Genomic DNA, 17,463 nt, shown 5'->3' on the forward strand with positions numbered 1-17,463 from the left:
ATAGCGAAATTCGTCCACTCGCGCCCAGCGCCGGTCACGGGCCCACAATCGCCGGCATGCCCACGCTCGCCCTCAACGACGACCTCGTCCTCCCCGTGCCGCAGGCGCTGGCCTGGAAGGCGTTGCACGACCTGACCCTGCTCGCCGCCAGCCTGCCGGAAGGCGCCGGCTCCCTGCGCGCCGGCCAGGCCCCGAAATCCTTCGATCTGGCCTTCCCCGGTTTCGAGGGCCGCGTGCTGCTGCTCGATCTCGATGCCCCCAGCCGCCTGCGTCTGAGCTTCGACGGCCGCGGCCCGCGCACCGGCGGCGTCGGCGGGCAGGCGCAGCTCCGGCTCGAGTCGCTGGGCGAAGACCGGGCGCTGCTGCATGTCGCGCTGGTGCTCCAGGCCGAACGCGAGACGCCGTCGAAGGTCGCCGGGCTGATGGCGCTCCGGGAGCGGCTCGCCGGATTCGCCGCGGCCATCGAGCAACGCCATCCCTCTGGCCGTCCGAAACCCGTCAAGCCGCCGCCCAAACCCTGGCCGCAGCGGCTCCTCGACTGGTACCTCGGCTGGTTCGCGGGGATATTCAACGGCACGCTGTTTCCCCCGCCCAAACCCCGTCCGCGCAACCCTCGCGCGAAGCGCTGAGCCGTGAGCTGGGCGTCACGCCGCCATCACGTGATCGTCACGAATTCTGTTCGTTGATGTAACTCGTTGATTTGCTTATAGAATCCGGCGCAGTCAACGGCCACCCTGGGGTGGCCGCTTCGTTTTCGCCGATTCCCCGATGGCCTCTCGCCTCTTCCCGCTGGACGCGCTGCGCGCCGTCGCCGCGCAACTGATCGTGCTGCATCACCTCTCGGTCTACGGACCGATCGCGGAGGCGATGCATGGCCTGTTCCCGCTGCTCACCGGCTGGCTGTACGACTACGGCCGCATGGCGGTGCAGGTCTTCCTGGTGCTGGGCGGCTACCTCAGCGCGCGGGCGCTCTCGGCGCAGGAGCAGCAGCTCCGCCGCTCGGCGCCGGCGCTGCTGGCTCAGCGCTACTGGCGGCTGGTGCCGCCGTTCATGGCCGCCGTCGGACTGACGCTGCTGGCCTCGTGGCTGGTCGAGCCGCTGCTGCCGGAACTGGTGCCGGCGGATATCCATCTGACCCAGATCCTGGCCCACGCGCTGCTGCTGCACGACCTGGTGCCCGTCGAGTCGCTGACCGTCGGCGCCTGGTACGTGGCGATCGATTTCCAGCTGTTCGCGCTGCTCGTGCTCGTGATGTGGGGCCTGCGCTGCCTGCCGCTCGGACGCGCGGCGCGCCGGTGGCTGGCGCCGGCCGTCGTCGGCGCGCTCTGCGCCGCGTCGCTGCTCAAGTTCAACCGCATGGCGGCCCTGGATGCCTACGCGATCTATTTCTTCGGCGCCTACGGGCTGGGCGTGCTGCTGTGCTGGTGCCAGGGCTGGGCCCCGGCCGCGCGGCGCGCCGGTCTGCTGGCGCTGGGCGGATTGATGGTCGCGGCGCTGGCGCTGCAGTTCCGCGAGCGCCTCGTCGTGGCCGCGCTGACCGCCGCCGTCATCGTGCTGTGGCGTCAAGGCGCGCTGCCGGGCTGGTTCCAGCGCCACGGCCAGGCGCCGGTGCAGACGCTGGCGCGCCACGCCTACGCGCTGTTCCTCGTCCACTTCCCGGTCTGCCTGCTGGTCAATGCGCTCTACGAGCACCGCGCCGAGAGCCCCGCGCCGATGCTGGACGCGCTCGCGCCGCTGGCGCTGCTCGCCGCCTGGACGCTGAGCAACGCCGCGGCGGTGCCGTTCCACCGCTGGGTCGAGGCGCCGCTGCTGCGCTGGCGGCCGAGCGCCGCGGCCCTGCCGCCGCGCGTCGCGGTGCGCTGAGCGGGCGGCCGCTCAGGCCCAGTTCTCGCGCGCGTTCTCGCGCCGCTGCAGATCGGCCAGCGTCTTGCCCGGCTCGTCCCGGAAGCGCTCCTCCATCACCTCGAGCTGCTGCACCCGGTCGACGCGGAAGCTGCGGAAGTCCTGGCGCAACTCGCACCAGGCCGAGAACGTCCACACCGGCCCCCAGAAGAAGCAGGCCAGCGGACGCACGACGCGCGAGCTGGTCTGATCGCTCAGGTCCAGGTAATCGAGCCGCAGCTTGGTGCGGGATTCGGTGGCCTGGCGCAATTGGGTGAGGCGTTCGCGCGTGGCGCCGTCCAGGCCGCGCTGCGGCGCGTAGACGGTCAGGCTTTCCGCCGCCGCGCGCGCGGTGCTCGGGAGCACCGCGAGGATCTTCCCGAGCGCCTCCTCGGCGCGCTGGCCGAGCACCGCGTCCAGTTGCGGCTGGGCCAGGCGCACGGCGGCGACCAGCGACTGGGCTTCCTCGGCGCTGAACATCAACGGCGGCAGCTCGAAGCCGACCCGCATGCGGTAGCCCACGCCGGCCTCGCCATCGATCGGCACGCCCTGCTGCTGCAGGGCCGCGACATCGCGATAGACGGTGCGGATCGACACCTCCAGCCGCTGCGAGAGGAACTCGGCGGTCGTGAGGCGGCGTCCTCTGATGAGCTGGACGATCTGGAACAGGCGGTCGGCGCGGCGCATCGCGCGATTGTCGGCGATGGAACTGACCTATACGGGTCGTCATCCCCGCTAGGATGTGCTGCATGGATGACCCTCATGCCGCGCTTCCCCATGTCGTGATCGTCGGTTGTGGCTTCGGCGGCCTGGAGGCGACGAAAGTCCTCGACGGCGCCCCGGTCCGCATCACGCTGATCGACCGCAGCAACCATCACCTGTTCCAGCCGCTGCTGTACCAGGTCGCGACGGCGGGCCTGTCGGCGCCGTCGATCGCCTCGCCGATCCGCCACATGCGGCGCCATCAGCGCAACGTCACCGTGCTGATGGCGGAGGTCGAGGCCATCGACAAGACGGCGCGCGACGTGGTCCTGGCCGATGGCCAGCGCCTGCGCTACGACCATCTGATCCTGGCCGCCGGCGCGACGCACAGCTATTTCGGCAACGACCACTGGCAGGCCCACGCGCCGGGCCTGAAGACGCTGGCCGATGCCTTCCAGCTGCGCGCCCGCCTGCTGAGCGCCTTCGAACGCGCCGAGACGCTGCCCGACCCGGACAGCCGCGTGCCGTGGCTGAATTTCGTCGTCATCGGCGGCGGGCCCACCGGCGTCGAGATGGCCGGCACGCTGGCCGAGATCGCCCGCCACACGCTGCGCGACGAGTTCCGCCGCATCGACCCCAGCCGCGCGCAGGTGCTGCTGGTGGAGGGCTCGGACCGGGTGCTTTCGGCGTTCAAGCCCGAGCAATCGGCGCTGGCCAAGGCGCAACTGGAGCGGATCGGCGTGCAGGTGCGCACCGGCTGCCGCGTCGTCGGCATCGACGCGGAGGGCGTGGACCTGCAGACCGCCGATGGCGCGAAGGAGCGCCTCGCCTCCCGGACCAAGGTCTGGGCGGCCGGCGTGGCGGCGTCGCCGCTGGCGCGCACGCTGGACGTGCCGCTGGACCGCGCCGGGCGGGTGGTCGTCGACGAGCACATGAACCCTCCCGGCCATCCCGAGATCTACGTCGTCGGCGACATGGCCGCGGCGACCAGCCTCGAGAAGGACGGCCGCCGCAAGCCGGTGCCCGGCGTCAGCCCGGGCGCCAAGCAGGCCGGCCGCCACGCGGCGCGGCAGATCCTGGCGCGGATGCGGGGGCGCTCGGAGGCGCCGTTCCGCTACCGCGACTACGGCAACCTCGCGACGATCGGCCGCAAGGCGGCGGTCGCCGACCTGGGGCGGCTCCAGTTCAGCGGCTTCTCCGCCTGGCTGTTCTGGCTGTTCGTGCACGTCTATTTCCTGATCGGATTCCGCAACCGGGTCCGCGTCTTCGCCGACTGGGCCTGGGCGTACTTCACCTTCCAGCGCCACGCGCGGATCGTGGTCGAGCCGCGCCAGGGCGCGAACGACGAGGCCTGAGCCGGCGGCGCCCAGCGGGGCGTGCGTCAGATCGGCGTGCAGATCTCCACCAGCGTGCCGTCGGGGCAGCGCACGTAGGCCACCACCTGGCCCCAGGGCTTGGTCGTCGGCGGGGTCAGGCCTTGCGCCCCGGCCGACAGCGCCTGGGCGTAGGCGGCGGGCACGTCCGGCGTGGCCAGGCCGATCTCCATGCCCAGCGGCGCGCCCTCGTCGGCGCGGCGGTAGTCGTGGCCGAGGTTTCCCCGCGCGATGTCGTGCCGCGCGAAGGACAGCGTGGTGGCGCCGGTCTCGAGTTCGCCATAGGCGCCGGACTCGTGCAGGAAGCGGCGCTTGAGGCCGAAGGCGCGCTCGAAGAAGTCGAGCGATGCGGCCACGTCCTCGACGTAGACGATGGTGTAGGCGAATTTCATGACGGACTCCTCCAATGGCATGACGATGAAGGCCGGACGGCCTGTCCCATGCGCGCGGGGCACGGCCCCCGCTTCTGGAGGTGGCGAGCCCGCTCGCGCTGTCGCGCCGATGATGCGGACCGTCTGCTGACAGCGGATTGGCAGCTAGGATGCCGCCATGCCTGTCCCGACCCTTGAGCCGCAACGGCTTCCGAACGGCCTGCTCTGGCTGGCGCGACCCGTCGCTGGCGCGCATGCCGCGGTGCGCGTCGTCTACCGCTGCGGTGGACGCGATGACCCGACCGGGCGCAGCGGGCTCTCGCACCTGGTGCTGCGGCTCATCGCCGGCGCGAGCCGCTACCTGGAGCCGGGTCAGTTCCAGCGCCTGGTCGCCGCGGCCGGCGGCCGCTCGCGGCTGGAAGTCGACGAGGACTTCTCCGCGCTGCAGACCGTCGTACCGGCCTATCAACTCGAGCGCCTGCTCTGGGCCGAGGCCGAGCGGATGAGCAATCCGCGCATCGATCCGGACACGCTCGCCAGCGCGCGGCTGCAGCTGCGCCAGGCGGTGCAGGAGCCGCAGCTCAATCCCTATGCGCGGCTGGACCTGGCCGTGCGGCGGCAGGGCTACCTGACGCATCCGTACCAGCGCGGCGCGCTGGGCGACCCGGAGCAGCTCAAGGATGTCGATGTCGACACCGTGCGCGCCTTCCACGCGGCCCGCTTCGGCTGCGACCGCGCGCTGCTGGTCGTGACCGGCGCGTTCGACGAGGCCACGGTGGCACGCTGGGTGATGCACTACTTCGGCTCGATCCGGCCGCCGATGCCGGCGCAGGGGGCGGCGTCGGGCGCGTCGCCGCCGGTGCCGGCGTCATCGTCATCGTCATCGTCATCGTCATCGGCCCCGTCGGCTTCGTCCGCTTCGGAGGCCGGTTCGAGCCCGTCCATCACCGGACCGGCATCCACACCCGCTGCCGCGTCGTCGGCCAATCCGCCGCGCGCGTCGCTGCCGTCGGCCTCCGCCGCGGACGCACGCGAGTTCCGCGAGGCCCGCCGGCCGCAGAACCAGACGCTGAAGCTGTCGCTCGCGCAGGCGCCGCTGCCTGCGGCGGCGCTGGTCTGGCAGATGCCGCGCGCCGACGATCCCACCACGCCGATGTGGCAGATGGCGCGCGCGCTGCTGGGGCTGGGGCGTTCCGGGCGCCTCACCGACACGCTGGTCGACGAGAAGGCGCTCGCGCACCAGCTCAGCCTGCGCCTGGAGCAGCACCGCGACGCAGGCCTGATGGTGGTGCAGGCGCTCGCCGCGCATGGGCAGACCGCCGCGCCGCTGGCGCAGGCGCTGCAGCAGGAGGTGCTGCGCCTGGCTGACGAACCGGTCACGGATGAGGAACTCGACAAGGCCAAGGCGATGCTGCGGCGCGAGACGCTGTCGGTGGAATGGACCGCCGACCGGCTCGCGCGCGCGCTCGGCACGGCCTGGGCGGTGCGGGGCGATGCCGGCGCGCCGGCCCGCGACATGGCCGTGTGGGTGAAGCTGAGCGGCGCCGAGCTGCAGCAGTTCTGGCGCAAGCAGGTGGTGCAGGCGCCGGTGCTGACGCTGCTGGCCGACATCGGCGCCGCCGCGGGAGTGGCCGCATGACGCTCGATCTGAACCGCCGCGGCTGGATGACCGGGGCCGCGCTCGTGTCGGGTGCGGCAGTGTGGCCGGCGCTCGCGCAGGACGGATTCGACCGGCCGCCCGAGGCGCCACCGGCGCCCCTGCCGCCGCCGCTGGCCATCGAGCAGGCGAAGCTGCCGAACGGTCTGCGCATCGTGGTGCTGCCGCGTCCCGGCGCGCCGCGCACGGCGATCCGCTTGATCGGCGAGGGCGGCTGGCTCCGCGACCCGGCCGGCAAGGAGGGCCTCGCGGAGGTGGCGCTGTCGATGCTCGCGCAGGGCGCGAAGCGTGATGGCGAGGAAATGGAATCGGCCGACATCGCCTATGCGGCCGATCTGCTGGGTCTGCCATTGCGGCTGGAGCTGACGCCGTCGACGGCGGAGATCGCGCTGGAAGCCTTGCCCGACCAGTGCGACGACGCGGTCAACCTGATGGCCGATCTGACGCAGCGGCCACAACTGGCCTTCGAGGCGCTGGAGCACATCCGCAGCCGCGCGGCCGATGCACTGGTGCTGCGGCGCGCCGATGCGCTGCTGCTGGCGCCCTGGGCGGCGCGGCGTCAGTTCTGGGGCCGGGCGCAGCCGGTGCAGACCTCGGCGAGCCTGAAGCGGCTGCGGCGCGAGGACGTGCTGGCCTTCCATCGCCAGCACTGGAGGCCGGAGCGCGCGGTGCTGGTGTTCGCCGGCGATCTGACGCTGCAGGCGGCCAGAGGCCTGGCCGAGGACTTCATGGGCGATTGGCGCGTCCCGAAAGCGGCGCCGGCCGGTCCGACGCCGACGCTGGCGCTCGCGACCGCGACGCCCGCGGCGGCCGCCGCGCAATTCGTGTCGCTGCCGCAAGGGCAGGGCTGCCGGCTGATCGTGCAGACGCCGGTCCCGCGCGGCACGCCGCCCGCGCTGCGCGAACTGGCGCGCACGCTGATGCATCAGCGCCTCGCGGCCAAGCTGCCCTGGCCGTGGGAGAGCGAGATGGAATCGCTTGGCGGCGGCCTGTGCTGGCGCATGAGCGTCACGCTGCCGGTGGCGGCGGTGCCGGAGCAACTGGCGTTGTTGAAGGAACAGCTGCCGCTGCTGTCGGCCGAGGCGGTGACGCCGGAGGACCTGGCGATGGCGCAGGCGCTGGCGCTTGGCGACTGGCAGGCGCAACTGGGCGAAGCGCCGGACGAGGGCCTGGCCGCCGCGATCGCGGCGGGCGAGCTGGACGACTTCCTGCAATGGCCGCAGCGGACGAAGGCGGTCAGCGCGCCGGTGTTGCAGCTGTTGATGTCGGCCAGCTGGCGCGACAACCGCACGCATCTGCTGCTGCTGGGCGACGCTGGCGCGCCCGCGCCGGCCCAGCGCGCGTGGCCCGGACTGACGCTGGCTACAATGCGCGCTGTCATTGGGGAGTAGCCGCTGCGCTCCGCCCGTCGCCCGACGGGCCGATTCAGCAGACCCGCGTCAACAGACTTGAGCTCCGGCTCATGGCGCGAGGTAGCCAGGAACCCACGGGTTCCCAGCCTGGCGAGACCTTTGACCATGCCCCCGGTGTTGCGGCCGGCGGCGGCATGGTCATTGGTTCGTCTCGGCCGCTGAGTGACTCATGGAAGCCTTCCTCATCTCCACCGGCCTCGTGGCCCTCGCCGAGATCGGCGACAAGACCCAATTGCTGGCCTTCATCCTGGCGGCGCGTTTCCGCAAGCCGGGCCCGATCATCCTGGGCATCCTGATCGCGACGCTGGTCAATCACGCCTGCGCGGGCGCGGTCGGCAGCTGGATCACGACGCAGGTGTCGCCGCACACGCTGCGCTGGGTGCTGGGCGTGGGCTTCATCGCGATGGCGGTGTGGACGCTGATCCCCGACAAGATCGGGGAAGAGGAGACCGGCGGGAAGTTCCGCATGGGCGTGCTGGGCACGACGATCGTGGCGTTCTTCCTGGCGGAGATGGGTGACAAGACGCAGATCGCGACGGTGGCGCTGGCCGCGCGCTTCAACGACCTGTGGGCGGTGGTTGCGGGCACGACCTTCGGGATGATGGTGGCCAACGTGCCGGCGGTGCTGGTGGGCGACAAGCTCGCGCACAAGCTGCCGGTGCGGGTCGTTCACGGCATCGCGGCGGCGATCTTCGCGGTCCTCGGGGCGCTGACGCTGCTGGGTGCCGGCGAGTCGTTGGGGCTTTGACGCCGGCCGGAGGCGGACGGACCCTCATCCGGCGCCCGCACGAGCTGCATGCCGGCCGACTTGGCAGCCCTCGCATCAAACGTCATGGTGCAGGAGCATCCAGCGTTGTTGCATCGACGCTCGATCAGGTAGTCAGGCAAGTCGGCGCTTCCTTGCCGGAAACGTTCGACCGCATCGGCCACCTCGACACACCGCTCTACTTCGAGGTGATCGGCTGCGAGTAGATGCTGAAGCGTCCGTACGAGCCCCTCGCGTCCGATCTTGTAGCAGCGGCCGAGCACCCATGCCAGTTCGAGAACGGCTGCGACCGAGACGTACCCTCGCTCCGATGGGCTGAGCGATTCCAAAAAGCGCATCGCGACAGGCGAGTGCGCGACGTCGTCGTCAGCGAAGTACCTGACCAGGATGTTGGTGTCGATGCCGATCACCTGATATGCCCTCCACGTGAGCGAATGGCCCTGTTCATGTCCTTCAGAGATACCTTGCGCCGAGGCTTTCCGAGGATTCCGTAAAGGCTCAGCGGGTGCTCGCCGGAGTAGATGAGGAACTCTTGCGGTGAGAGTTGCAAGAACTCGACGCGGTCACCTGGCTTCAATCGAAGGACTTCGCGAACTTCATCGGGCACGGTCAGCTGTTGACCTTCGCTATAGGTGCCGGTCTTTACCAAATCATGGGGATCCATGGCGACTCTCCGAGAGAAAGGCGTCAACTCTATGGATGCCGATGTCGCGCCGCACTTCCTCAAATCAGTCATTGAGGGGTGAAGTCGCGCCCCTCTGGATGGGGCACTCCGAATGGGGAAGCGCTCAGCGCGCCGACGCCTGCCTCACCGCGCGCTCCCACTGCGCCATCAGTTCCTGGGCGCGCTCGCGCGACATGGTCGGGCGGAACACCCGTTCCGCCTGCCAGTTGCGGCCGATGTCCTCGAGGTTGCCGTACACGCCGGCCGTGAGACCCGCCAGATAGGCCGCGCCCAGCGCGGTCGTCTCGATCACCTTCGGCCGCACCACCGGGATGCCGAGCAGGTCCGCCTGGAACTGCATCAGCAGGTCGTTCACGCAGGCGCCGCCATCCACGCGCAGCTCGCTGACCGGCGCGCCGCCCGCGCCGACCGCGTCGCGGCTCATCGCCTGCAGCAGCGCCGCGCTCTGGAACGCGATGCTCTCCAGCGCCGCGCGCGCGATGTGCGCCACCGTCGATCCGCGCGTCAACCCCACGATCGCGCCGCGCGCCTCCGCGTCCCAGTACGGCGCGCCCAGCCCGGTGAACGCCGGCACGAACATCACCCCGCCCGCGTCCGGCACGCTCTCCGCGAGCCCCTGCACTTCGCCGCTCGCCTTGATCGCGTTGAGCCCGTCGCGCAGCCACTGCACCACCGCGCCGCCGATGAACACGCTGCCCTCGAGCGCATACCGCGGCGTCGCGTCGATCTGCGCCGCGCTCGTCGTGATCAGCCCATTGGCGCTGGTCTGGAAGCGCCCGCCGGTGTGCATCAGCATGAAGCAGCCGGTGCCATAGGTGTTCTTCGCCATGCCGGCCTCGAAGCAGGCCTGGCCGAACAGCGCGCTCTGCTGGTCGCCGCCGATGCCGCCGATCATCAGCCCGGCGCCGAGATGCTCCGGCGCCACGCGGCCGAAGTCGTGCGCCGAAGGCTTCACCGCCGGCAGCATCGACGCCGGGATCCGCAGCAGCGCGAGCAGCGCTTCATCCCAGCGGTTCTCGCGCACGTTGAACAGCATCGTCCGCGACGCGTTGCTGACGTCGGTGACGTGGACCTCGCCATTGGTGAGCTTCCAGATCAGCCAGCTGTCGATCGTGCCGAAGGCCAGGTCGCCGCGCTCGGCCTGCTCGCGCGCGCCGGCGACGTGATCGAGGATCCACTGCAGCTTCGTCCCCGAGAAATACGCGTCGACCACCAGCCCGGTCTTGGCCTGGATGGCCGCGCCATGCCCCTGCTCGCGCAGCGCCGCGCACTGCGGCTCCGCGCGCCGGTCCTGCCACACGATCGCGTGATGGATGGGGCGGCCGGTCTTGCGGTTCCACACCAGCGTCGTCTCGCGCTGGTTGGTGATGCCCAGCGCCTTCAGGTCGGCGGCCTTCAGCGACGCCTTGGCCAGCACCTCGCGCGCGACGGCCAGCTGCGTGTCCCAGATCTCGTCGGCGTCGTGCTCGACCCAGCCGGGCTGCGGATAGATCTGGCGGAACTCGCGCTGCGCCATCGCGACGATGCGTCCCTGCGCGTCGAAGACGATCGCGCGCGAACTCGAGGTGCCCTGGTCCAGGGCCAGCAGGTAGGTCATGTCAGTCTCGCTCTTGTCTTGTGAGGCGGCGGCGCGCTATGGCGCCACCACCAGTTCCACGCCGGCATCGGCCATCAGCGCGGGGAAGGGCGCCGGTGGCGGCTCGTCGGTGAACAGCGCATCGATCTGCGGCAGCCGCCCGACCTCCGCCATCGCGGGCCGGTTGAACTTGGTCGCGTCCGCCGCGACCCAGACCTCGCGCGAGTGCTCGACGATGGTCCGCGCCACCATCACCTCACGGTAGTCGAAGTCGCGCAGGCTGCCGTCGGACTCGATGCCCGAGATCCCGATCAGCCCGATGTCCACCTTGAACTGGCGGATGAAGTCGACCGCCGCCTCGCCGACGATGCCGCGGTCACGGTGCCGCACCGAGCCGCCCACCATCACCAGCTCGCAGTCCGGGTTGTCGCTCAGGATCATCGCGACGTTGAGGTTGTTGGTGATCACGCGCAGGCCCTGGTGACGCAGCAGCGCGTGCGCCACCGCCTCGGTGGTCGTGCCCAGGTTCAGGATCAGCGAGCAGCCCGCCGGGATGCGCGACGCGATCGCGCGCGCGATGCGCGCCTTGCCGTCGGCCTGCATCGCCTGGCGCTGACGGTAGGCGATGTTCTCGGTCGTCGACGAGGGCACGCGCACGCCGCCGTGGAAGCGCTGCACCAGGCCGGCCTCGGCCAGGCGCTGCACGTCCCGGCGCACCGTCTGCAGCGTCACGCCGAAACGCTCGGCCAGCGCCTCGACGCTCACCGAGCCGCGGGCGCGCACCTCCTGCAGCAGATCGTTCTGACGAGGGTTGGGATTCATGGCGCGCAGGCTAAAGGAACCAAAACGAACAAATGATCGGGTTTACCCTGGCATGAAACGCGCTCATTCGCGCTAAAAAGAAAAAAGAAGAACAGAATTGCGAACTTTCCGTTCGCTTCCAGGAGATCACCTTGTCCTTGCATCCCCCGCCCGACCAGGCCGCGCCCGGCGACTGCGACGTGCTCGTCGTGGGTGGCGGCATCAACGGCGCCGGCATCGCGCGCGACCTGGCCGGCCGCGGCTGGAAGGTCGTGCTGGCGGAGGCCTCGGACTTCGCGGCGCACACCTCGTCGTCGTCGACCAAGCTGATCCACGGCGGGCTGCGCTACCTGGAGTACTACGAGTTCTCGCTGGTGCGCAAGGCGCTGCAGGAGCGCGAGGTGCTGCTGCGCAGCGCGCCGCACATCATGTGGCCGCTGCGCTTCGTGATGCCGCACGACGCGGCGATGCGGCCGGCCTGGATGATCCGCATCGGGCTGTTCCTCTATGACCACCTGGCGCGCCGCGAGGTGCTGCCCGGCTCGACCGGCATCAAGCTGCGCGGCTCGCCCTACGGCGAGCCGCTGAAGCCCATCTATGCGAAGGGCTTCGTCTATTCCGACGGCTGGGTCGACGACGCGCGCCTGGTGCTGCTGAACGCGCTGGACGCGCGCGAGCATGGCGCCGTGCTGCACACCCGCACGACGGTCACCGGCGCGCAGCGCCACGCGGACCACTGGACCGCGACGCTGCGCTGCGCCGATGGCGAGCGCACGCTGAAGGCGCGGGCGCTGGTCAACGCGGCCGGCCCGTGGGCCGAAGGTTTCCTGCGCGAGGTCGCCCATCCCGCGCGCGGCGAGGCGCTGGCCACCAAGAGCCTGCGGCTCGTGAAGGGCAGCCACATCGTCGTGCGCAAGCGCTTCCAGCACGATCACGCCTACATCTTCCAGAACCCGGACAAGCGGATCATCTTCGCGATCCCCTACGAGGACGAGTTCACGCTGATCGGCACGACCGACGTGGAGCTGCCGGCCGACGCGCTGGCCGGCTTCGGCAAGGCGCGCATCGACGAGCGCGAGATCGCCTACCTGTGCGAGCAGGCCAGCCGCTACTTCCGCGAGCCGGTGGCCGCGTCCGACGTGGTCTGGACCTACGCCGGCGTGCGGCCGCTGCTGGACGACGCGTCCGGCGATCCGTCGGCCGTGACGCGCGACTACCTGCTGGAGACCCATGCCGAGGGCGGCGCGCCGCTGCTCAGCGTGTGGGGCGGCAAGATCACGACCTTCCGCAAGCTGGCCGAGGACGCGGCCGACCTGGTCGGCGCGCTGCTGGGCGACCGCCGCCGCGCCTGGACCGAGCACGCCCACCTGCCGGGCGGCGACCTGCGCGACTGGATCGGCGCGCCGCAGCGGCCCGACACCGATTTCCAGCGCCTGCTGTCGTCGATCGGCCAGCGCCATCCGTGGCTGCCGCCGTCGCTGGCGCGGCGCCTGGCGCGCGCCTACGGCGCGCGGGTCGGGCGGGTGCTGGGCGGCGCGGAGCGCCTGGACGACCTTGGCCCGGAGATTGCCCCCGGGCTGCACCAGGCCGAACTGGAATACCTGGTCCGCGAGGAATGGGCTCGCGCGGCGGACGACGTGCTGTGGCGTCGCTCGAAACTGGGACTGCATTACACCGAGGCGCAGCGGCTGGCGGTGGTCCAGTGGTTCGCCCAGCGCGAGCATCTCTGGGCCCGTCCGGCCGCGGCCGCATGACCTGACCCTCCGATCCACGAAGAACGATGCGAAGAGAGACAACGATGGAGACCAGTCCATGGAGCTGAGCCTGCGCGGCGTGAGCCACAAGGTCGGCGCGCAGCAGCACCTGTACCCGATGGACCTGCGGCTGGCGCCGAACGCGGTCACCGTGCTGCTGGGCGCGACGCAGGCCGGCAAGACGACGCTGATGCGCCTGATGGCGGGTCTGGACAAGCCCAGCGAGGGCACGGTCACGGTCGATGGCACCGACGTGACTGGCTGGCCGGTGCGCAAGCGCGACGTGGCGATGGTCTACCAGCAGTTCATCAACTACCCGTCGATGACGGTGCGGGACAACATCGCGTCGCCGCTGCGATTGCGCCCCTCGACCGCGGGTACGCGATCGGCCCCCCGAGGGGGCGTGGCCGTCCTTGGAAGCGGCCCGGCGGACGGCCAGCCGCGCGGCCAGCTCGATCGCGCCGCGATCCGCCGGCGCGTCGATGAACTCGCGCACAAGCTGCACATCGAGATGCACCTGGACAAGCTGCCGGCGCAGCTCTCCGGCGGTCAGCAGCAGCGCGTCGCGCTGGCGCGGGCGCTGGCCAAGCAGGCGCCGCTGATGCTGCTGGACGAGCCGCTGGTGAACCTCGACTACAAGCTGCGCGAGGAGTTGCGCGAGGAACTCGGCCAGCTCTTCGCCGCCGGCGAGTCGACGGTGGTCTACGCGACCACCGAGCCGGCCGAGGCGCTCCAGCTCGGCGGCTACACCGCGGTGATGGACGCCGGCGAGCTGCTGCAGTACGGCCCGACCGCCGAGGTCTTCCACCGTCCGGCGTCGCTGCGCGTCGCGCGCGCCTTCAGCGATCCGCCGATGAACCTGGTCATCGCGCAGGGCCTGGGCGACCGGCTGCAGCTGCGCCCGGGCGTCGAGCTGGCGCTGCCGGGACAGGGCGGCGTCACCGTCGGCGTGCGCGCCAACGCGCTGCGCGTGACCCGGCAGCCCGGCGACCTCGAGATCAAGGGCGAAGTCGAACTGGCCGAGATCTCCGGCTCCGATACCTTCGTCCATGCGCGCACCGAGATCGGCGAGCTGGTCGCCCAGCTGACCGGCGTGCACGACTTCGAGCTCGGCGCGCCGCTGACGCTCTACCTCAACGCGGCCCATGTGCACGTCTTCGACGCGGCCGGGCTGCTCACGCGGGCGCCCGAGCGCCAAGGAGCCCGCTGATGGCCCGCATCGACCTGGACCTCGCCCACGCCTACCGGCCCGACCCCAAGGAGGACGCCGACTACGCGCTGCTGCCGCTCAAGATGACCTTCGAGGACGGCGGCGCCTATGCGCTGCTGGGCCCGTCGGGCTGCGGCAAGACGACGATGCTGAACATCGTGTCGGGGCTGCTGAAGCCGTCGCATGGCACGGTGCGCTTCGACGGCCGCGACGTGACCGCGCTCACGCCGCAGCAGCGCAACATCGCGCAGGTGTTCCAGTTCCCCGTCATCTACGACACGATGACGGTGGCCGAGAACCTCGCCTTCCCGCTGCGCAACCGCGGCGTGCCGGCGGACCGGATCAAGGCGCGCGTCGGCCGCATCGCCGAGATGCTGGAGCTCAATGGCCAGCTGAACCAGCGCGCCTCGGGCCTGTCCGCGGACGCGAAGCAGAAGATCTCGCTCGGCCGCGGCCTGGTGCGGGAGGACGTGTCGGCGGTGCTCTTCGACGAGCCGCTGACCGTCATCGATCCCCACCTGAAGTGGCAGCTGCGGCGCAAGCTCAAGCAGATCCACCAGGAGCTCAAGCTGACGCTGGTCTACGTCACCCATGACCAGGTCGAGGCGCTGACCTTCGCCGACCGCATCGTCGTCATGACGCGCGGACGCGCGGTGCAGGTCGGCTCGGCAGGCGAGCTGTTCGAGCGCCCGAGCCATCGCTTCGTCGGCCACTTCATCGGCTCGCCCGGCATGAACTTCCTGCCTGCGGCGCTGGAGGAGGGCGGTGGGCTGAGCGTCGCCGGGCAGCCGGTCGCGGGCACGGTCGACGCGGTCACCGGCGCCGCGCTGTCGCGCGCCGAGCCCTTCGCGCTGGGCATCCGGCCCGAGTACGTCGAACTCGCCGAACTCGACGAGGCCGCCGGCGGCATGCCCGCGCGGCCGGGCACGATCGCCGGCACCGTGGCCCAGGTGCAGGACATCGGCACCTATTGGCTGGTCACCGCGCGGGCCGGCCCGCACGCGCTGAAGGCGCGCCTGAGCGCGCATGCGCGGCCGCCGGCGCCGGGCGCGGCCGTCGCGCTGCGCGTGCTCAATCCCCACACCTGCTTCTACGGCGCCGACGAGCAGCTGATCGCCGCCGCGACGGTGGCCGCCGCCCAGGAGGGCCTCGCATGAAACCGATCAACCAGAAGGCCTGGTTCCTCGTCCTGCCCGTGTTCCTGTGCGTGGCCTTCTCGGCCATCCTGCCGCTGATGACGGTGGTGAACTACTCGGTGCAGGACATCATCTCGCCGGAGCGCCGCGTCTTCGTCGGCACCGAGTGGTTCGCCGCGGTGCTGCGCGACGAGGAACTGCACGGCGCGCTGCTGCGCCAGCTGGGCTTCTCGCTGGCGGTGCTGCTGGTCGAGATCCCGCTGGGCATCTGCCTGGCGCTGTCCATGCCCGCGCAGGGCTGGCGCGCCTCGGCGGTGCTGGTGGTGGTGGCGCTGTCGCTGCTGATCCCGTGGAACGTCGTGGGCACCATCTGGCAGATCTACGGCCGCGCCGACATCGGGCTGCTCGGCGCGACGCTGCAGGCGCTGGGCGTGGACTACAACTACACCGGCGACGCCACCGACGCCTGGATCACCGTGCTGGTGATGGACGTGTGGCACTGGACGCCGCTGGTGGCGCTGCTGTGCTTCGCCGGACTGCGCTCCATCCCCGATGCCTACTACCAGGCCGCGCGCATCGACGGCGCCAGCAAGTTCGCGGTGTTCCGCTACATCCAGCTGCCCAAGATGCGGGGCGTGCTGATGATCGCGGTGCTGCTGCGCTTCATGGACAGCTTCATGATCTACACCGAGCCCTTCGTCCTCACCGGCGGCGGCCCCGGCAACGCCACGACCTTCCTCAGCCAGTACCTGACGCAGAAGGCGGTCGGCCAGTTCGACCTCGGCCCGGCGGCGGCGTTCTCGCTGATCTACTTCCTGATCATCCTGCTGCTGTGCTTCATCCTCTACAACTGGATGCAGTCGGTCGGCACCCAAGACAAGAGCGAGGTGGCCCATGGATGAGCGCCGTTTCCGCAAGCGGTCGATCTTCCTGATCGCGTACCTGCTGTTCGCGCTGCTGCCCATCTACTGGATGGTCAACATGAGTTTCCGCAGCAACGAGGAGATCCTGTCCAGCTTCAGCCTGTGGCCGCAGCACTTCACGCTGGCCAGCTACAAGACCATCTTCACTGATCCCTCCTGGTACGACGGCTACATCAACAGCCTGATCTACGTGGCGATCAACACGGTGATTTCGGTCGGCGTGGCGCTGCCGGCGGCCTATGCCTTCAGCCGCTACTCGTTCCTGGGCGACAAGCATGTGTTCTTCTGGCTGCTGACCAACCGCATGACCCCGCCGGCGGTGTTCCTGCTGCCCTTCTTCCAGCTCTACACGACGCTGGGCCTGATGGACACGCACATCGCGGTGGCGCTGGCGCACCTGCTGTTCAACGTGCCGCTGGCGGTGTGGATCCTGGAAGGCTTCATGAGCGGCATCCCGCGCGAGATCGACGAGACCGCCTACATCGATGGCTACGGCTTTCCGCGCTTCTTCCTGACGGTGTTCCTGCCGCTGATCAAGGCGGGCGTGGGCGTGGCGGCGTTCTTCTGCTTCATGTTCTCGTGGGTGGAGCTGCTGCTGGCGCGCACGCTGACCAGCGTCAACGCCAAGCCCATCGTCGCGACGATGACGCGCACGGTGAGCGCCTCCGGCATGGACTGGGCGACGCTCGCCGCCGCGGGCACGCTGACCATCGTGCCGGGCGCGATCGTGATCTGGTTTGTCCGTCACTACATCGCGAAGGGTTTCGCGATGGGCCGCGTGTAAGGAGACGGCGATGTTCGATTGGATGGTGTGGACCACGCCGGTGGCGGTCTTCTTCAGCTGCATCGTGCTGATGCTGATCGGCATGACGGTGTGGGAGATCAAGTCCCCGACGACCCTGCGCAAGGGCTGGCTGCCGATGCGCACGACGCGCGGCGACCGGCTCTTCATCGGGCTGCTGACGGCCGCCTACCTGAACCTGGCCTTCGTCGGGCTGGGCGAGAAGATGACGCAGTGGTTCAAGCTCGAGAGCGAACCCAGCGTCTGGATCAGCTTCGTGGTGTCGATGCTGGTGCTGGGGCTGATCCTGCGCAAGGGCTGACCTGGCGAGTGGTTCGTTGAAGCTTCAAGGAATTCGGCTCCCATTTCCCCCGGAGCCGCGATTCGTCCTCAAGCAGGGGGAGATGCGACAGACAGAGGAGACAAGCGTGAACA

At 70.3% G+C, this 17,463-nt stretch carries 18 protein-coding genes and 1 riboswitch; of the genes, 12 read left to right on the forward strand and 6 right to left on the reverse strand.

What is annotated here, in order from left to right:
* Positions 1 to 56: 56 nt before the first annotated feature.
* Both ACEN96_RS05340 and ACEN96_RS05345 read left to right on the forward strand, forming a co-directional pair.
* Positions 57 to 629, forward strand: coding sequence for an SRPBCC family protein (locus ACEN96_RS05340; RefSeq protein ID WP_495587016.1), 573 nt, complete (start codon positions 57 to 59; stop codon positions 627 to 629).
* A gap of 139 nt (positions 630 to 768) precedes the next feature.
* Entirely contained in the window at positions 769 to 1,863 is a 1,095-nt protein-coding gene (locus ACEN96_RS05345) for an acyltransferase family protein (RefSeq protein WP_495587017.1), read from the forward strand.
* 12 nt (positions 1,864 to 1,875) lie between these two features.
* Here the strand turns inward: ACEN96_RS05345 and ACEN96_RS05350 are convergent, their stop codons facing one another.
* Positions 1,876 to 2,568 carry a helix-turn-helix transcriptional regulator gene (locus tag ACEN96_RS05350; protein ID WP_495587018.1) on the reverse strand — a complete coding sequence of 231 codons (693 nt, stop codon included), beginning with the start codon at positions 2,566 to 2,568 and terminating at the stop codon, positions 1,876 to 1,878.
* Positions 2,569 to 2,630: 62 nt separating this feature from the next.
* On the opposite strand from ACEN96_RS05350, the gene ACEN96_RS05355 reads away from it, so the two are divergent.
* Positions 2,631 to 3,938 carry an NAD(P)/FAD-dependent oxidoreductase gene (locus tag ACEN96_RS05355; RefSeq protein WP_495587019.1) on the forward strand — a complete coding sequence of 436 codons (1,308 nt, stop codon included), beginning with the start codon at positions 2,631 to 2,633 and terminating at the stop codon, positions 3,936 to 3,938.
* Between the two features lie 26 nt (positions 3,939 to 3,964).
* Here ACEN96_RS05355 and ACEN96_RS05360 read toward each other — a convergent pair whose 3' ends face one another.
* Positions 3,965 to 4,348, reverse strand: coding sequence for a VOC family protein (locus tag ACEN96_RS05360; RefSeq protein WP_495587020.1), 384 nt, complete (start codon positions 4,346 to 4,348; stop codon positions 3,965 to 3,967).
* Positions 4,349 to 4,505: 157 nt separating this feature from the next.
* On the opposite strand from ACEN96_RS05360, the gene ACEN96_RS05365 reads away from it, so the two are divergent.
* From ACEN96_RS05365 to ACEN96_RS05375, 3 genes are all read left to right on the forward strand, one after another.
* The gene (locus ACEN96_RS05365) at positions 4,506 to 5,966 is read left to right on the forward strand and encodes a M16 family metallopeptidase (RefSeq protein ID WP_495587021.1); all 1,461 of its coding nucleotides are present in this window, start codon (positions 4,506 to 4,508) and stop codon (positions 5,964 to 5,966) included.
* Complete coding sequence (locus tag ACEN96_RS05370) at positions 5,963 to 7,375, forward strand: M16 family metallopeptidase (protein WP_495587022.1); 1,413 nt, start codon at positions 5,963 to 5,965, stop codon at positions 7,373 to 7,375. The genes ACEN96_RS05365 and ACEN96_RS05370 overlap by 4 nt, the downstream gene beginning before the upstream one ends.
* Positions 7,355 to 7,488, forward strand: a riboswitch (yybP-ykoY riboswitch). Its footprint overlaps the gene before it by 21 nt.
* A 77-nt stretch (positions 7,489 to 7,565) precedes the next feature.
* Positions 7,566 to 8,144 carry a TMEM165/GDT1 family protein gene (locus tag ACEN96_RS05375; RefSeq protein ID WP_495587023.1) on the forward strand — a complete coding sequence of 193 codons (579 nt, stop codon included), beginning with the start codon at positions 7,566 to 7,568 and terminating at the stop codon, positions 8,142 to 8,144.
* On the opposite strand, the gene ACEN96_RS05380 is transcribed toward ACEN96_RS05375, so the two are convergent.
* The 4 genes from ACEN96_RS05380 to ACEN96_RS05395 all read right to left on the reverse strand — a co-directional run bounded on the left by ACEN96_RS05380 (position 8,066) and on the right by ACEN96_RS05395 (position 11,245).
* A complete protein-coding gene (locus ACEN96_RS05380) occupies positions 8,066 to 8,572 on the reverse strand; it encodes a type II toxin-antitoxin system VapC family toxin (RefSeq protein WP_495587024.1) in 507 nt (168 codons plus the stop codon). The genes ACEN96_RS05375 and ACEN96_RS05380 overlap by 79 nt on opposite strands.
* Entirely contained in the window at positions 8,569 to 8,826 is a 258-nt protein-coding gene (locus tag ACEN96_RS05385; RefSeq protein ID WP_495587025.1) for an AbrB/MazE/SpoVT family DNA-binding domain-containing protein, read from the reverse strand. Before ACEN96_RS05385 ends, ACEN96_RS05380 begins: the two co-directional genes overlap by 4 nt.
* 124 nt (positions 8,827 to 8,950) lie before the next feature.
* Positions 8,951 to 10,444, reverse strand: a complete 1,494-nt coding sequence (glpK, locus tag ACEN96_RS05390; protein ID WP_495587026.1) for a glycerol kinase GlpK — start codon at positions 10,442 to 10,444, stop codon at positions 8,951 to 8,953.
* Between the two features lie 36 nt (positions 10,445 to 10,480).
* A complete protein-coding gene (locus tag ACEN96_RS05395) occupies positions 10,481 to 11,245 on the reverse strand; it encodes a DeoR/GlpR family DNA-binding transcription regulator (protein ID WP_495587027.1) in 765 nt (254 codons plus the stop codon).
* Between the two features lie 131 nt (positions 11,246 to 11,376).
* Here ACEN96_RS05395 and glpD point away from each other — a divergent pair, with 131 nt between their 5' ends.
* Genes glpD through ACEN96_RS05425 form a run of 6 tightly spaced genes read left to right on the forward strand, consistent with a single transcriptional unit; the run spans position 11,377 to position 17,350 of the window.
* Positions 11,377 to 12,978, forward strand: coding sequence for a glycerol-3-phosphate dehydrogenase (glpD, locus tag ACEN96_RS05400; protein ID WP_495587028.1), 1,602 nt, complete (start codon positions 11,377 to 11,379; stop codon positions 12,976 to 12,978).
* A 58-nt stretch (positions 12,979 to 13,036) separates the two neighbouring features.
* On the forward strand, positions 13,037 to 14,188 hold the full coding sequence (locus tag ACEN96_RS05405; protein WP_495587029.1) for an ABC transporter ATP-binding protein: 1,152 nt from the start codon (positions 13,037 to 13,039) through the stop codon (positions 14,186 to 14,188).
* On the forward strand, positions 14,188 to 15,345 hold the full coding sequence (locus ACEN96_RS05410) for an ABC transporter ATP-binding protein (protein WP_495587030.1): 1,158 nt from the start codon (positions 14,188 to 14,190) through the stop codon (positions 15,343 to 15,345). Before ACEN96_RS05405 ends, ACEN96_RS05410 begins: the two co-directional genes overlap by 1 nt.
* The gene (locus tag ACEN96_RS05415) at positions 15,342 to 16,226 is read left to right on the forward strand and encodes a carbohydrate ABC transporter permease (protein WP_495587031.1); all 885 of its coding nucleotides are present in this window, start codon (positions 15,342 to 15,344) and stop codon (positions 16,224 to 16,226) included. Before ACEN96_RS05410 ends, ACEN96_RS05415 begins: the two co-directional genes overlap by 4 nt.
* Entirely contained in the window at positions 16,219 to 17,031 is an 813-nt protein-coding gene (locus ACEN96_RS05420; protein ID WP_495587032.1) for a carbohydrate ABC transporter permease, read from the forward strand. Before ACEN96_RS05415 ends, ACEN96_RS05420 begins: the two co-directional genes overlap by 8 nt.
* A 10-nt stretch (positions 17,032 to 17,041) precedes the next feature.
* Positions 17,042 to 17,350, forward strand: coding sequence for a DUF2160 domain-containing protein (locus tag ACEN96_RS05425; protein WP_495587033.1), 309 nt, complete (start codon positions 17,042 to 17,044; stop codon positions 17,348 to 17,350).
* Positions 17,351 to 17,463 lie beyond the last annotated feature (113 nt).

This window comes from Roseateles sp. Mitsp63 (genome assembly GCF_059491535.1).

Bases quoted from the DNA above. Each gene is read 5' to 3' on its own strand.
- glpK (WP_495587026.1), bottom strand. From the start codon at position 10,444: ATGACCTACCTGCTGGCCCTGGACCAGGGCACCTCGAGTTCGCGCGCG.
- ACEN96_RS05355 (WP_495587019.1), top strand. From the start codon at position 2,631: ATGGATGACCCTCATGCCGCGCTTCCCCATGTCGTGATCGTCGGTTGT.
- ACEN96_RS05420 (WP_495587032.1), top strand. From the start codon at position 16,219: ATGGATGAGCGCCGTTTCCGCAAGCGGTCGATCTTCCTGATCGCGTAC.
- ACEN96_RS05345 (WP_495587017.1), top strand. From the start codon at position 769: ATGGCCTCTCGCCTCTTCCCGCTGGACGCGCTGCGCGCCGTCGCCGCG.
- ACEN96_RS05410 (WP_495587030.1), top strand. From the start codon at position 14,188: ATGGCCCGCATCGACCTGGACCTCGCCCACGCCTACCGGCCCGACCCC.
- ACEN96_RS05350 (WP_495587018.1), bottom strand. From the start codon at position 2,568: ATGCGCCGCGCCGACCGCCTGTTCCAGATCGTCCAGCTCATCAGAGGA.
- ACEN96_RS05370 (WP_495587022.1), top strand. From the start codon at position 5,963: ATGACGCTCGATCTGAACCGCCGCGGCTGGATGACCGGGGCCGCGCTC.
- ACEN96_RS05415 (WP_495587031.1), top strand. From the start codon at position 15,342: ATGAAACCGATCAACCAGAAGGCCTGGTTCCTCGTCCTGCCCGTGTTC.
- ACEN96_RS05425 (WP_495587033.1), top strand. From the start codon at position 17,042: ATGTTCGATTGGATGGTGTGGACCACGCCGGTGGCGGTCTTCTTCAGC.
- ACEN96_RS05365 (WP_495587021.1), top strand. From the start codon at position 4,506: ATGCCTGTCCCGACCCTTGAGCCGCAACGGCTTCCGAACGGCCTGCTC.
- ACEN96_RS05395 (WP_495587027.1), bottom strand. From the start codon at position 11,245: ATGAATCCCAACCCTCGTCAGAACGATCTGCTGCAGGAGGTGCGCGCC.
- ACEN96_RS05340 (WP_495587016.1), top strand. From the start codon at position 57: ATGCCCACGCTCGCCCTCAACGACGACCTCGTCCTCCCCGTGCCGCAG.
- ACEN96_RS05375 (WP_495587023.1), top strand. From the start codon at position 7,566: ATGGAAGCCTTCCTCATCTCCACCGGCCTCGTGGCCCTCGCCGAGATC.
- ACEN96_RS05360 (WP_495587020.1), bottom strand. From the start codon at position 4,348: ATGAAATTCGCCTACACCATCGTCTACGTCGAGGACGTGGCCGCATCG.
- ACEN96_RS05405 (WP_495587029.1), top strand. From the start codon at position 13,037: ATGGAGCTGAGCCTGCGCGGCGTGAGCCACAAGGTCGGCGCGCAGCAG.
- ACEN96_RS05385 (WP_495587025.1), bottom strand. From the start codon at position 8,826: ATGGATCCCCATGATTTGGTAAAGACCGGCACCTATAGCGAAGGTCAA.